Origin of the sequence: Kangiella spongicola (assembly GCF_003194565.2) — a bacterium.
GTDB classification, from domain to species: Bacteria; Pseudomonadota; Gammaproteobacteria; order Enterobacterales; family Kangiellaceae; genus Kangiella; species Kangiella spongicola.
On the sequence record NZ_QICH01000002.1, the window covers coordinates 660994 to 675233 of the forward strand.

The 14240-nt window shown below is 44.3% G+C and carries 13 protein-coding genes, 5 tRNA genes and 2 rRNA genes; 2 read left to right on the forward strand and 18 right to left on the reverse strand.

All coding sequences use genetic code 11. The annotated features are described in order from the left end of the window. Positions 1-44 precede the first annotated feature (44 nt). From rplL to murB, 15 genes are all read right to left on the reverse strand, one after another. A complete protein-coding gene (gene rplL, locus DL796_RS08800; protein ID WP_110201320.1) occupies positions 45-419 on the reverse strand; it encodes a 50S ribosomal protein L7/L12 in 375 nt (124 codons plus the stop codon). Between the two features lie 78 nt (positions 420-497). Continuing rightward, on the reverse strand, positions 498-1028 hold the full coding sequence (gene rplJ / locus DL796_RS08805; RefSeq protein WP_110201321.1) for a 50S ribosomal protein L10: 531 nt from the start codon (positions 1026-1028) through the stop codon (positions 498-500). A 393-nt stretch (positions 1029-1421) separates the two neighbouring features. Further along, positions 1422-2117, reverse strand: a complete 696-nt coding sequence (gene rplA, locus DL796_RS08810; RefSeq protein WP_110201322.1) for a 50S ribosomal protein L1 — start codon at positions 2115-2117, stop codon at positions 1422-1424. A 4-nt stretch (positions 2118-2121) separates the two neighbouring features. Next, positions 2122-2550, reverse strand: coding sequence for a 50S ribosomal protein L11 (rplK, locus tag DL796_RS08815; protein WP_110201323.1), 429 nt, complete (start codon positions 2548-2550; stop codon positions 2122-2124). 131 nt (positions 2551-2681) lie between these two features. Next, on the reverse strand, positions 2682-3215 hold the full coding sequence (gene nusG / locus DL796_RS08820; protein WP_110201324.1) for a transcription termination/antitermination protein NusG: 534 nt from the start codon (positions 3213-3215) through the stop codon (positions 2682-2684). A 10-nt stretch (positions 3216-3225) separates the two neighbouring features. Further along, positions 3226-3597 (reverse strand): preprotein translocase subunit SecE, encoded by a 372-nt coding sequence (gene secE / locus DL796_RS08825; RefSeq protein WP_110201325.1) that lies wholly within the window; start codon positions 3595-3597, stop codon positions 3226-3228. Positions 3598-3669: 72 nt separating this feature from the next. Further along, positions 3670-3745, reverse strand: a tRNA-Trp gene (locus tag DL796_RS08830). 271 nt (positions 3746-4016) lie between these two features. Next, on the reverse strand, positions 4017-5207 hold the full coding sequence (tuf, locus tag DL796_RS08835; protein ID WP_110201314.1) for an elongation factor Tu: 1191 nt from the start codon (positions 5205-5207) through the stop codon (positions 4017-4019). Between the two features lie 155 nt (positions 5208-5362). Further along, a tRNA-Thr gene (locus DL796_RS08840) sits at positions 5363-5438 on the reverse strand. Between the two features lie 5 nt (positions 5439-5443). Continuing rightward, a tRNA-Gly gene (locus DL796_RS08845) sits at positions 5444-5517 on the reverse strand. A gap of 170 nt (positions 5518-5687) precedes the next feature. Continuing rightward, positions 5688-5771 (reverse strand) — tRNA-Tyr (locus tag DL796_RS08850). Positions 5772-5919: 148 nt separating this feature from the next. Next, positions 5920-5995: transfer RNA gene (locus DL796_RS08855), tRNA-Thr, on the reverse strand. Positions 5996-6140: 145 nt separating this feature from the next. Beyond that, on the reverse strand, positions 6141-6995 hold the full coding sequence (locus DL796_RS08860; RefSeq protein WP_110201326.1) for a type III pantothenate kinase: 855 nt from the start codon (positions 6993-6995) through the stop codon (positions 6141-6143). 2 nt (positions 6996-6997) lie between these two features. Continuing rightward, the gene (gene birA / locus DL796_RS08865; protein ID WP_110201327.1) at positions 6998-7981 is read right to left on the reverse strand and encodes a bifunctional biotin--[acetyl-CoA-carboxylase] ligase/biotin operon repressor BirA; all 984 of its coding nucleotides are present in this window, start codon (positions 7979-7981) and stop codon (positions 6998-7000) included. A 23-nt stretch (positions 7982-8004) separates the two neighbouring features. After that, the gene (murB, locus tag DL796_RS08870; RefSeq protein ID WP_110201328.1) at positions 8005-9018 is read right to left on the reverse strand and encodes a UDP-N-acetylmuramate dehydrogenase; all 1014 of its coding nucleotides are present in this window, start codon (positions 9016-9018) and stop codon (positions 8005-8007) included. 183 nt (positions 9019-9201) lie between these two features. Here murB and DL796_RS08875 point away from each other — a divergent pair, with 183 nt between their 5' ends. Then, positions 9202-10506: a metal-dependent hydrolase family protein gene (locus tag DL796_RS08875; protein WP_110201329.1), complete on the forward strand. Its 1305-nt coding sequence runs from the start codon at positions 9202-9204 to the stop codon at positions 10504-10506. A gap of 96 nt (positions 10507-10602) precedes the next feature. On the opposite strand, the gene DL796_RS08880 is transcribed toward DL796_RS08875, so the two are convergent. Continuing rightward, complete coding sequence (locus DL796_RS08880; protein WP_110201330.1) at positions 10603-11043, reverse strand: hypothetical protein; 441 nt, start codon at positions 11041-11043, stop codon at positions 10603-10605. 252 nt (positions 11044-11295) lie between these two features. Between DL796_RS08880 and DL796_RS08885 the strand changes: the two genes are divergently transcribed. Then, positions 11296-13110 carry a DEAD/DEAH box helicase gene (locus tag DL796_RS08885; RefSeq protein ID WP_110201331.1) on the forward strand — a complete coding sequence of 605 codons (1815 nt, stop codon included), beginning with the start codon at positions 11296-11298 and terminating at the stop codon, positions 13108-13110. A gap of 748 nt (positions 13111-13858) precedes the next feature. Here DL796_RS08885 and rrf read toward each other — a convergent pair. Both rrf and DL796_RS08895 read right to left on the reverse strand, forming a co-directional pair. Beyond that, positions 13859-13974: ribosomal RNA gene (rrf, locus tag DL796_RS08890) — 5S ribosomal RNA — on the reverse strand. Between the two features lie 156 nt (positions 13975-14130). Beyond that, positions 14131-14240, reverse strand: a 23S ribosomal RNA gene (locus tag DL796_RS08895); the annotation flags it as partial.

Below are 14240 nucleotides of genomic sequence, written 5' to 3' on the forward strand. Positions count from 1 at the left end.
GGATCATTCGCTGTCGTTAATTGACATCAAGTAATAACTGGTTATTACTTAACTTCAACTTCCGCGCCAGCTTCTTCCAATTGCTTCTTAACGTCTTCAGCTTCTTCTTTCTCAACGCCTTCTTTAACAGCAACAGGAGCGCCTTCAACCATGTCTTTAGCTTCTTTCAAGCCAAGACCAGTGATGCCGCGGATAGCTTTAATTACAGCTACTTTGTTACCGCCGAAGCTTTTCATTACTACGTCAAATTCAGTTTGCTCAGCCGCTGCTTCCGCACCGCCTGCTGCTGGACCAGCTACTGCAACTGCTGCTGCCGCTGATACACCGAATTTTTCTTCCATTGCTTCAACAAGTTCAACAACGTCCATTACGCTCATTTCAGCAATAGCGTTTAAGATATCATCTTTAGATAGAGCCATTTTCAGTCTCCTGGGTATTTAATTTCAAAAATAAATAAAAATTTAAACTACGATCTAACAGTATTCGTAGTGAAAATATTAAGCTGCTTCTTGCTTCTGATCGCGAACGGCTGCAACCGCACGAGTAACTTTGCTTGGTACTTCGTTGAAAGTACGAGCAAGTTTCGTGATAGGCGCAATCATCACGCTCATTAGCGACGCAAGCGCTTCGTCTCTTGTTGGTAGTGCAGCGATAGCGTCTAGACGCTCAGGACCGTGCATTTCACCAGCAATTGACAAACCAGTTACCTGTAGTAAGTCATTCTCTTTTGCGAAGTCTTTGAAAAGACGCGCAGCCGCACCAGGTGCGTCAATTGAGAATGCATAAACTAGAGGACCAGTTAGTGCATCTTGCATACAAGCGAACTCTGTATCTTCAACAGCGCGACGAGCTAACGTGTTACGAACAACACGTACATATACGTTGCTTTCACGTGCTTTCACGCGAAGCGCAGTCATCTGCTCTACTGTTAAACCGCGGTACTCAGCAATAACGGCTGAAAGGGCTGTCTTTGCTACTTCGTTTACCTCAGTAACAATAGCCTTCTTGCCTTCTAGTCCAAGTGCCACTAGTTCACCTCCGATTGTTTCAAACCTGACCGAAGTTAGGATTGAGTTACAGTTTTGATAAGGCGAGCCTTATCCTTTGAGTCACGGTGAACGATTCCACTATAAAAGTTTCATCAAGGTTTCACCGTCTGCGTAGGCTCAAGGTACAAAGCACCTTAGAGAATTAAACCAACTCGTCGTTACTCAAAATAAAACACAGAGCTATCGATTCGTCAGTGCCTACGGTCTTTGACGGTTCCCTGAATTACTTTTAAAACCCAGGAAACCCAAAGCCTTTAATTTAAGTTAATCGAAAACTTTGACCAACTTAAAAGTTGGTTTAAATAGCAATATAGCATCTAAACCGAATTTTTAACTGGCTCAGCCAAATTACTGAGCCAAACTCTTCCTAGATTAGTCTTTTAAAGAAATAGAAGACTTATCTAAAGTTAAGCCAGGACCCATAGTTGAAGATAAAGAAATCTTCTTCAGGTAAGTACCTTTTGATGAAGCTGGCTTTGCTTTTTTAAGTGCGATTAATAGAGACGATAAGTTCTCTTCTAATTGCTCAGCACTGAAGCTTACTTTACCGATTGCAGCGTGAACGATACCGTTTTTGTCTGCGCGGTACTGAACCTGACCTGCTTTAGCGTTCTTAACCGCCGTAGCTACGTCTGGAGTTACTGTACCTACTTTCGGGTTAGGCATTAAACCTTTAGGACCTAAAATTTGACCTAGTTGACCAACCACACGCATTGCGTCTGGGCTAGCGATAACTACGTCAAAGTCCATGTTGCCTTTCTTAACTTCTTCAGCAAGATCTTCCATACCAACTACGTCAGCGCCTGCTTCTTTAGCAGCGTCAGCGTTAGTTGTGAATACTGCAACGCGAACGTCTTTACCAGTACCGTTTGGAAGAACTGTTGCGCCACGAACAACCTGATCTGATTTACGAGGATCAATACCAAGGTTCACAGCAACTTCTAAGCTTTCATCAAATTTTACGCTAGAAACATCTTTCAATAACTCGATAGCTTCTACCGCAGAAAATACTGTGCGCTCACCAACTTTCTCGTTGATTGCGCGAATACGTTTACTTAGCTTAGCCATGGTCTTATACCTCCGCGTCAACGCCCATAGAGCGCGCTGTACCAGCAATAGTGCGAACTGCAGCGTCCATATCAGCCGCTGTTAGATCTGGTTCTTTCATTTTTGCAATTTCTTCTAATTGCTCGCGAGTGATCTTGCCCACTTTCTTAGTGTTTGGCGTACCACTACCAGACTTAACACCAATCGCTTTTAAGATTAGTACTGCCGCAGGAGGAGTTTTAGTAACAAACGTAAAACTACGGTCGTTATAAACTGTGATAACTACAGGAGTTGGAAGACCTTTTTCTAGCTTTTCTGTTTCAGCGTTGAATGCTTTACAGAATTCCATGATGTTAACACCGTGTTGACCTAATGCAGGACCAACTGGTGGACTTGGGTTTGCCATTCCGGCACCAACTTGCAGCTTAATATAAGCTTCGACTTTCTTAGCCATGTTTCACCTCGTTATGGGTACAATCGCTATTACTAGCTCCCCGTTTTTACAAAGACAAAAAAGCGCTCCCCAGAATTAGCTTACCTAGCGGGTAAACCAAACAGAGATCGCTTTATGTTTAAATTTGTTGTCTAGCCTTTCTCGACTTGACTAAATTCCAATTCTACAGGAGTTGAGCGTCCAAAGATAGTGACTGACACCTGTAAACGGCTTTTTTCGTAGTTGACTGATTCAACCACACCGTTAAAGTCGGCAAATGGACCATCGGTAACTCGCACCATTTCGCCTGCTTCAAACAATACTTTAGGTCTTGGCTTGTCCGTGCCGTCTTCTAGACGGTTAAGGATAGCATCTGCTTCTTTTTTCGAGATTGGAGCTGGACGGTCTGATGTACCACCAATAAAACCCATTACACGTGGTGTATTACGCACCACCTGCCAAGTTTCTTCGTTCATTTCCATCTCGACAAGAACATAACCTGGGAAGAATTTGCGTTCGCTTTTACGCTTTTGACCCGCGCGCATTTCTACAACTTCTTCAGTTGGAACTAGCACTTCACCAAAGCTGTCTTGCAAACCAGCAAGCTCAATACGCTCCTGAAGCAAGTTTTTAACTTTGTTTTCATAACCTGAAAAGGCTTGAACTACGTACCAGCGTAATGCCATGCGACGTCTCCTAACCTAAGATTGGCTGTATTAAAAAGCTATTAATTAGCCAATCTAACAACCACAAGAAAGCACCAAGGATTATAATCATGATAATGACCACGATTGTCATACGAGTTGTTTCATTGGTTTTTGGCCAAATAACTTTGCGTAATTCAGTACGAGCACCTTTAACAAACTGCCAAAGCGCTTTACCTTTAGCAGTTAGCATAGCAACTGCAATGGCAATTACAACTGCCGCAATTACGATACCAGCACGAATTAAGATCGATTGCTCAACTAGAACGTTAAAAGCATAAATACCACCGAATAGGATGGCAAACGCTACGATCCACTTCACAGAGTCTAATTTTGATGGTTCCGTGTTTGCTTGTGCACTCATGAATAAAACCTTTATCAACAGCCACTTACTTTATTTTCGACTTCGTTAGTATGAAGTCTTATCGATTAGAAGTGGCAGGCCAGGAGGGACTCGAACCCCCAACTTTCGGTTTTGGAGACCGACGCTCTACCAATTGAACTACTGGCCTTTAAACTGATTGTCTAAAATAAGGCCGTGAATTATACAACGTCTCGCTTGAATTGCAATTCTTTCTTAGAAATTAATCCAAAGAATATGTCATCTCACGAAATCGTATAAAAAACGGTACTTTACGATCACTTCTCTTTATTACAGCTTGGCAAATCCAGATGCAGAGTTTGCCTTGCTAGTGGGTCCAAAAGCGGCCTTATGCCCGTTTCTTACCCTTTCATAATAAAGGGCACCGAAGTGCCCTTTAGATTTGTTGCGGTTCTAAAATCTTACTCGTGGATTTTAGATACAACACCCGCACCTACAGTACGGCCACCTTCACGAATCGCGAAGCGTAAACCTTCGTCCATCGCAATCGGTGCAATCAATGTAACGTCCATTTTGATGTTATCGCCTGGCATTACCATCTCTACGCCTTCTGGTAGCTCACAAGCACCAGTTACGTCAGTTGTACGGAAGTAGAACTGTGGGCGGTAGCCTTTGAAGAATGGCGTGTGACGACCACCTTCATCTTTAGACAATACATAAACTTCTGCTTCGAAACGTGTGTGCGGGTTGATAGTACCAACGTGCGCCAATACTTGACCACGCTCTACTTCGTCACGCTTAGTACCACGCAGTAGTACACCTACGTTATCGCCAGCTTCACCTTGGTCTAGAAGCTTACGGAACATCTCTACGCCAGTTACTGTCGTCTTAACCGTGTCTTTGATACCTACGATTTCGATTTCTTCACCAACTTTTACAACACCGCTCTCTACACGACCGGTTACAACCGTACCACGACCTGAAATCGAGAATACGTCTTCAATCGGTAACAAGAATGGCTTGTCTACTGCACGCTGTGGCTCTGGGATGTATGTATCTAGAGCTTCGCCTAAAGCAACAATCGCTTCTTGACCTAATGGGCCTTCGTCGCCTTCCAACGCTTTCAACGCTGAACCACGGATGATTGGCGTGTCGTCACCTGGGAATTCGTATTGGTCTAGAAGTTCACGAACTTCCATCTCTACTAACTCTAGTAACTCTTCGTCGTCGACCATGTCGCATTTGTTCAAGAATACGATGATCTTAGGTACACCTACCTGACGTGATAACAAGATGTGCTCACGCGTTTGTGGCATTGGGCCGTCTGCAGCTGAACATACTAAGATAGCGCCGTCCATCTGTGCAGCACCAGTGATCATGTTTTTAACATAGTCAGCGTGGCCTGGGCAGTCTACGTGTGCGTAGTGACGTGCTGGAGTTTCGTACTCAACGTGTGAAGTCGCGATTGTAATACCACGCTCACGCTCTTCTGGAGCATTATCGATATCAGCGAAAGCCTGAGCTGAGCCGCCGTATACTTTTGCTAATACTGTACAGATCGCCGCAGTTAACGTCGTTTTACCATGGTCAACGTGACCAATCGTACCAACGTTTACGTGTGGCTTATTACGTTCAAATTTCTCTTTAGCCATTTTAAGTCTCCCGGAATTTCCGCGTTTTAAGTTCCAATATTAAAACGGGTGTCACCGGGTTGTACGTCAAAGATACCACGTACTAGCACCCTCGCACCCTAAATTTTGCCAACTTGATAGATTCTGAATGAGAAGATAGCAAGACTGACAAAGCCTGGTGCCGATAAGCAGATTTGAACTGCTGACCTCTCCCTTACCAAGGGAGTGCTCTACCTACTGAGCTATATCGGCAAAATTGGAGCGGGTAGCGGGAATCGAACCCGCATCATCAGCTTGGAAGGCTGAGGTTCTACCGTTGAACTATACCCGCGCTCAACTGTTTACCGTGTCTTTTAAATGCAAAACAATAAACTACAGTAAGTTTACGCCGCACCAAGAACGATAGTGACTCAAATTGCGCTAGTGCAACTTAAGCCTTCACCCAGCCACCCTTCTTCGCTTTTCAGCGACTTAGAGCATATGAGGCAGGATGAAATAATTTGGTGGAGGGGGGAGGATTCGAACCTCCGAAGCTTTCGCGTCAGATTTACAGTCTGATCCCTTTGGCCGCTCGGGAACCCCTCCAAGATTTGAACATCATCGTTGCTCAAAGCGAGCGCGCATAATGCCAATTTGCTGGAGAAAATGCAAGTATAAATCTCTTTAGTCTAGTGCTACAAGAGTATGCTAACTCACATTTAAAAAGGGCTGCATATGCAACCCTCAAAAATAATGGTGCCGACTGCCGGAATCGAACTGGCGACCTACTGATTACAAGTCAGTTGCTCTACCTACTGAGCTAAGTCGGCTTAACTTCTTGACAGGCCTGATGTGTCTTTTTGGCCGATGTCGTTAAGTGGGCGGAATTTTAGCGATCTGATTTAGCTTTGGCAATGCTTTTTTCAACTTTTTTTGGCAATCAGCCAATTTTTTTCATTTCTTTCGATAAATTGTTTATTTATTCACCGAAAACCAATGGTTTAAGCCTAAAAAAACCAACCTTGGCTCTAAGGTTACTTTAATTGGCTTATTCAAAAGTTTCAATTCTTGCTCAATCCATTGCAAAACCTCTGCTCCATCACCTCCAGTAATCCATATTTCTAAATTATTACTGTTATCAGCATCCTTGTAGGCGGAAATTATTTGCCTCACTAGCTGACGACAATAACCTTCCACCATGACATCGGCTCCGAGCGACACCGCAGCAGACGTATTTTGGCCAAACAGGTCGCCTTCGGCTTGGTTATCGTGACTGGCACTCCAGGCAATACCACCAGTTTCGCCGAGCAATGATTGCTGCAATAACTTTTTACCGGCGACGATATGCCCGCCTTGGTGCACACCCTGCGCATTGACCCAATCAGCTGTAATCGCCGTTCCAGCATCGATCACTATAAAATCTGTAACACATCTTTCAAACACAGCAATCATAGCTAACCAGCGGTCGACGCCAAGAGCTTGTGGCTTTGCGTAAGTGTTTACTAGCGTACGTGACAATTGTGCGCTATTGCCTATTGCCGAGTTATCTTTAGCTGAATAACTACTAGTCGAGGTGGCAAAAACAGGAGTTATCTTTAAGGTTCTCTCACAGGCTTGCTTAAAGAGGTCTTTAGTTTCACGGCTCGCTACACTACTGATGATAACCGCTTTTACTCCAAAGCCAGCAAACTGCTCCAAGTGTTTTTTTAGCTCATCTGCGCTACTTGCCTTGCTGTCCCATGCTCCTGCAGCCTCTTCTTTAAAAAGCTCTACAGACTTTGTAAGTACATACTTACAGCGGCTATTACCTTGATCAATAAATAGAAACATGGCTAAGTACCCTCACGAAACCTTAAGCTAACTTCACCAGCATAAACTGGCTTGATGCCTTTACCCGTTTGCAATAAAAAAGCACCATTAGCATCGACACCCGCGCCAATACCGTTAATGACGTCTTCACCCTGCAGTATGGCAACTTTTTTATTTAAGCACTCATCATAGCGCTGCCATTCAGATAAAAAGGACTCGAAACCGCCGTCAGAAAAGCGCTCAAGATAGTCCTGTAGACACTGTATCACAGTAATTAATAGCTGCTGACGGCTGATTGTCGGCTCTAACTCTTGGAGATTGATCCACTCTTGCTCGATGCTCTCGGCGGCATTGCTCGCCATGTGCACATTGAGACCAACACCAATGATAACTTGTAGCCCACCGACCATATCGCCAGAAAGCTCGACCAGAATACCGCCTAGTTTGCGCCCTTGGTAGCGAATATCGTTTGGCCATTTAAGCTCAACGCCCGTAATTCCAAGCTGTTGCAAAGCTTTGACTATGGCTAGGCCAACAATCAAACTCAAACCGCCGAGCTGTTGTACGGGTAATTGCGTTTTCCAGCCAAGCGACCAATATAGGTTGCTGGCTAAAGGGGAAACCCACTTCCTACCACGTCGCCCGCGCCCAGCAGACTGATATTCCGCCACCACTAATTTATTATGGGTAAAGCCATCGCCTTTTAATTTGTCATTGGTGGAATCGGTAATAAGCCGTAAATCTAAACTGAACCCATGCAAGGCTTCTTCTATTTGTGCTTTATTTAACAGCTCGACCTGGTGCTCAAGGCGGTAACCCTTACCCGTCACTGACTCAATACCAAGCCCTAAGTCTTGCAACTGCTGAATCAATTTCCAGACGTATGCTCGACTCACCCCAAGTTTATCAGCAATGGCTTGGCCTGAATAAAAGCCACCTTCTGACAAGAGCTGCATAATGCCAGTCAGCTGCTGTTCTTTATGTTCCGACTGCTCTTTAGCTGCCATGATCGGTGCTCACCGTGAAATTATTAAAAGACATCTTGTTGCCCTATGATCCACACTTCAGGTTCAAGACGAACTCCAAACTCAGCCAAAACCGTATCTCGAACGTGTCCTGCGAGCTTTAAAATATCGTGACCGCTAGCATTACCATGGTTAACCATAACCAGAGCTTGTTGCTGATGAACCCCTGCATCGCCTTGGCGATAGCCTTTCAAGCCACATTGGTCGATAAGCCAGCCCGCCGCTAACTTCATGTGTGAATTATTAACTGGGTAAGCAACGATATCAGGGAAGCTTGTCTTTAGTTCTTGATATTGCTCAATACTGACAACTGGGTTTTTAAAGAACGAGCCCGCATTACCCAGTTTGCTCGGATCGGGCAGTTTGCTCTGACGGATCTTAATCACCTCATCGCTAACATCTTTAGCAGTAAGACTCTCTGTAGTCTCTGATAAGTTCATAAGCGGGCCGTAAGTAAGCACCAACTGTGTTTTTTTATACAAGCGCAAGGTTACTTCTGTAATGATATAGCGTCCGCGCAACTCCCCTTTGAAAATACTGTCACGATAACCAAACTGACACTCCTCGTGGGTAAAAACTCGTCGCTCTCCGCTATATAGATCGACAGCGCTTAATGAGATAAATCTTTGTTCAAGCTCAACGCCATAAGCGCCAATATTTTGGATGGGTGCTGCCCCTACGTTGCCAGGAATAAGAGACAAGTTCTCAAGCCCCGCATAGCCTTTATCAAGCGAATCCAAAACTAGCTGATGCCAGTTAACGCCTGCGCCTGCGGTAACGGTGACCTCATCGCCACTTTCTTGATAAGAAATCTTCTGAATATCTGCCTGCAAGAAGGTTAGCGGAACATGATCCAGCAATAGCAAGTTACTACCGCCACCGAGCACGAAGAATTTGTCGGCGGCTATGGTTAAGCCTGCCAACCAATCTTGGATGTCTTGTTCGCTTTGAAAACGGAAAAGTTGATCACAGCTAGCTTCAATACCAAAGGTATTATAAGCGGTTAGTGATTGCGCCATAGAGCCTTGTCCAAATGCTTTTGAATGTTTTGCATTGTAGCAGAAGAACGCTGAAATACTATTTCTCTAGAGCGAACAATCCACAGTCAAAGATTGTTACAAATTGACCACCACAGAGATTGCCACTCCATGCACAAAACGTTAGATTAGGCTGACTAAATAATTATATAAAAGGGGAATCCCATGAAGATAAACTCGCCATTAACCCTTGTTGCGACCATCACAGCACTAAGCATCGCCTCCAATAGCCATGCTGCTGTGTCTAGTGAGGCTCAAGAAAATACTTGGTTACATTGCGGAAACCTCGTCGATACAGCCGAAGGCGAATTACTCTCCGAGCGCTACATCGAGATTACAGGCAATACCATTACTTCTGTCACCAGCTCGCGTCCAAGTGCTACGGATATTGTCGATCTTAGCAGTAAAACCTGTCTGCCTGGCTTAATGGATATGCATGTGCATCTTGATGGTGAAATGAATCCTAAGTCTTATATTGAAGGTTTTACGATGAACCCTGCGGATTTAGCTCTTCGCGCACAAAACTTTGGCATGAAAACTTTGATGGCAGGATTCACAACCGTTAGAAACCCTGGCGATTCTTATAACGTCACCATTTCCTTACGCAACGCCATTAACCAAGGCATCGTCGCTGGCCCGCGTATTTATTCAGCGGGGAAATCGCTAGCGACCACAGGCGGACACGCCGATCCAACGAATGGCACCAATGCTGACTTGATGGGCGACCCAGGGCCAAAAGAAGGCGTTATCAACAGTGTCGAAGACGCGCGCAAAGCGGTACGTCAGCACTATAAAGAAGGCGCCGACTTTATCAAAATCACAGCCACAGGCGGTGTATTAAGCCTAGCAAAGAGTGGTCAGAATCCTCAGTTTACCGAAGAAGAACTGAAGTCAGTCATCGACACCGCAAATGATTACGGCATGCACGTCGCTGCTCACGCGCACGGTGATGAAGGTATGTTACGCGCTGTAAAAGCCGGCATTACCAGTATCGAGCACGGAACTTATATGTCAAAAGACGTGATGAAAGCCATGAAAAAGCATGGTACTTATTATGTGCCGACTATTATTGCCGGTAAATTTGTCGCAGAAAAAGCGGAAATTGATGGTTTCTTCCCAGAAATTGTACGCCCAAAAGCGCGAGCAGTTGGCCCACAAATTCAGAAAACCTTCTCTCAAGCTTATGATTACGGCGTAAAAATCGCCTTTGGCACCGATAGTGGCGTTTCGGCCCACGGCGATAACGCGAAAGAGTTTCAGTACATGATCGAGGCTGGTATGCCTGCGATGGAAGCTATCCAAAGCGCAACAGTGACGACTGCGGAGTTACTCAAAAATGATAAAATTGGCGTCATTAAAGAAGGCAAATTAGCAGACATAATTGCAGTTGATGGAAATCCTATTGAGGATATTACATTGCTACAAAGCGTCTCATTCGTCATGAAAGACGGTAATATCTATAAAAAATAACGCTACAAATCAAAGCAACGAGCAACTTAAAAAGCGCAGGGAATATCATGCCCTGCGTTTTTTATTTACAGTTTCAAAAGCTGGGCATTTCAAAAACTAAAACCGAAAGCTTTGCACACCGTCACCACACTCAATTGCAGCACGGCGACTGTCTTTTATCTTAATAAAGCGGCTTAAACGTAAATCATCAATTACCGGACAAAGGAACTCAATTTTAACTGAAGCTTGATTAACCGAGTGAATTTTATAAAAGTCGGTCTTTTTATCTACATTTTGTAAGCTGCCACTAAGACCAACGATGACATCCTGGTCTTTTACAACCCCACCTTTCGTTTGTACCGACCAGCCTGCTTTGCGCATTTGCGATACATATCGTTCTAAATCATCCTTAACACCAGCTTCTGAACTCATCTCCCAATCCGGTTTAGCGATAACTAACCATTTCATGTTTCCGTTATTTTCTATAGAAATAACCTCGTTTTGCTCCCAACATGCGCTAATTAATAAACACAGCACACCAATAATGGCCAATCTCATGCAGCAGTCCTTATGGTAAATTGCTTGAATTACATAGGTTTTTAGCCACTTTATACTATATTTTGTAAAACTTTTACTAATAATGTTAACACTGACTAATTTTTGTGCGTATAATGTCGCCGATTCGAAGCAATGGTCGCATGCACTCCCTTTCTTATATTCTGTGCAATGTGTTGTGGTTTTAGTTGGGTATATCAGTTGACCGACGCTTCGTTGAGCATTCCGCTCATCATGCAAAATTAAGGTATTCTGATGACATCTAAAAACACCCCTACCAGCTTTTCAGAGCTGGAACTTGCCCCTGCTGTATTGAAAGCTATTCAAGAAGTAGGTTACGAACAACCGTCTCCAATCCAACAAGCCAGTATTCCTGTATTGTTGACCGGCCGTGACATTATTGGTCAAGCCCAAACGGGTACGGGTAAAACGGCTGCATTCGCATTGCCGTTACTTTCAAAAATTAACACTAAAGATCGTACAACTCAGGTATTAGTTTTAGCACCAACTCGTGAGCTAGCGCTCCAGGTTGCTGAGGCTTGCCAAACTTATGCTAAGCATATGGATCAGTTTACGATCTTGCCAATTTATGGTGGTCAGCGTTACGACACGCAATTACGCCAATTAAAGCGTGGCGCACAAGTCGTTGTTGGTACGCCTGGTCGTGTTATGGATCATATCCGTCGCGGCACTTTAAAGCTTGATAACCTTAAAGCTCTAGTTTTAGACGAAGCTGATGAAATGCTTCGTATGGGCTTTATCGATGACGTTGAGTGGATCTTAGGCCACACTCCAGAAGAGCGTCAAATCGCATTATTCTCGGCCACAATGCCGAATCAGATTCGTAAAGTTGCTGAAAAGCATCTTAACGAGCCTGAGCACATCAAAATTGAAACCAAAACGTCGACAGCAAAAACCATCAGCCAACGCTATTGGTTCGTTAGTGGTTTACACAAGCTAGACGCTTTGACTCGAATTCTTGAAACAGAAGACTTCGATGGCATGATTATTTTCGTGCGCACCAAAACTGCTACGATGGAATTGGCTGAAAAATTAAATGCTCGCGGATTCCGTGCGGACGCCTTGAACGGTGATATCGCACAGAACTCGCGCGAGAAAATTGTTGAAAAGCTAAAGCGCGGCAAAATCGACGTATTATTAGCGACTGACGTTGCTGCTCGTGGTCTTGATGTCGAACGCATTAGTCACGTTATTAACTACGACATTCCTTACGACACCGAGTCATACGTTCACCGTATTGGTCGTACTGGCCGTGCAGGCCGTGAAGGTCACGCTATTTTATTCGTAGCCCATCGTGAGAAGCGCATGCTGAAAGCGATTGAGCGTGCCACGAATCAGCCTATCGAAGAAATGTACATGCCAACAATCGATGCGATTAACGAAACTCGTGTTGAACGTTTTGCAACTAAAATTACTGAAACCCTTGCTAGCCAAGATCTTAAGTTTTACACAGATTTAGTTGAAAAGTACGTTAAAGACAATGACCAAGATTGGCCTCAACTCGCGGCTGCACTAGCTAAAATGGCTGCTGGCGACGAGCTATTACTTAAAGAAAAGCCACGCAAAGACCGTAAAGAACGAGATAGAGATGATTGGGGTAGCGATCGTCGTGACTCTCGCAGTGATAGAAATCGTGACCGTAAAAATGAACGTCCGCGCCGTGAAAACACTTTCTCAGCAGAAGCACAACCACTCGCCGATCATCCTGACGTCGAGATGGAGCGTTACCGTATCGAGTTAGGCCGAAACCACGACGTAAAGGTTGGTAGCATTGTAGGTGCGATTGCCAACGAAGCCGATATCGACAGTGAATACATCGGTCGAATCGACTTATTTGACGAATTCACCACAGTTGACTTGCCTGCAGGAATGCCAAAAGAAGTACAAAAAATCTTAGCCCAAGCACGCGTTGCAGGGAAACCAATGCAACTTGCACCAATCGGCAAGCAAGATGGCAAATCAAGCTCTGCTGGCGGAAAAGGTAAACCTAAGTTTAAAGATAAAGACAAAGGTAAACCAAAAGCTAAGAAGCGCAAGCCAAAAGCTTAAACTTTCACTACAAAATATAAAGGCCTCAATCGAGGCCTTTTTTACTAGTAATATCGTCGAGCTGTAAAAGTTAATAGCAACATAAACAATAACCACACGGGTGCTGAACCACCGCCTCCACTAGAGTATCCACCATTGTTACATGAACAAACACCATCCGAATATCTCTTGTGAGCGAAATAGTATTTAGAAGATTTAGACTGGTCAAAATAGTCAAATATAACTGCTTATGATTCAGCTATTTAGTATAAGCTCACTTGCTCTTTTGGGTATGTAGAATTTCTGGCCCTTTGGCGATGGTACCTAAAGATTTTTCTTCAGCCCCAGTAAACATGGCCTTCAGTCATCTAAGTTGAGTAAACTTTAGAGCATTAGCAGTTTGTAAGGCTTCAGCATGTCATCTGCCGTCCTAGACAAAGGACTTGATTCATACATCGCAGGTATAAAAAAACCATCGGGTGTTTTTTTGGTATAAATGCTCACGCGCCCTTTACGGTATGGCGAGGGCCTGGCCCAAAAGGTATGACCTACACTATTCGGGCAATCCTGCCCTCAGCCTAAAGGGCTGTCGTCGCTTTACTCAGCATTCAAAATCTTTCCCGACAATTTTGTCACACGACCTACAAGGAAGGAGGAAGTGCTATAAATTGGTCGGAATAAATTCAGCGAGAGCCCAGGTAATATGATATTAACTTTTCGAACATGTAATAAAAAACCCCAACCATCGGCTGGGGTTTTTGGTATAAGCGCTTGGCGATGACCTACTCTCACATGGGGAAGCCCCACACTACCATCGGCGATGAGTCGTTTCACTTCTGAGTTCGGCATGGGATCAGGTGGTTCCAACTCTCTATGGTCGCCAAGCAAAAACGTTTGGATATGACCTAAGTCTTAATAATTTGGCAGAAGAAGTATAAATCTGTAAGTAAGATGTTTGCAGTATTCAGCACGCTTTTCTTTCTATGTTTGTTTGCTGACTCTATATTTAAGTCTTTCGACACCACAATTTCTTGGGGTTATATAGTCAAGCCTCACGAGCAATTAGTACAAGTTAGCTTAACGCCTCTCAACGCTTCCACACCTTGCCTATCAACGTCGTAGTCTACAACGGCTCTACAGGAAACTTAAAG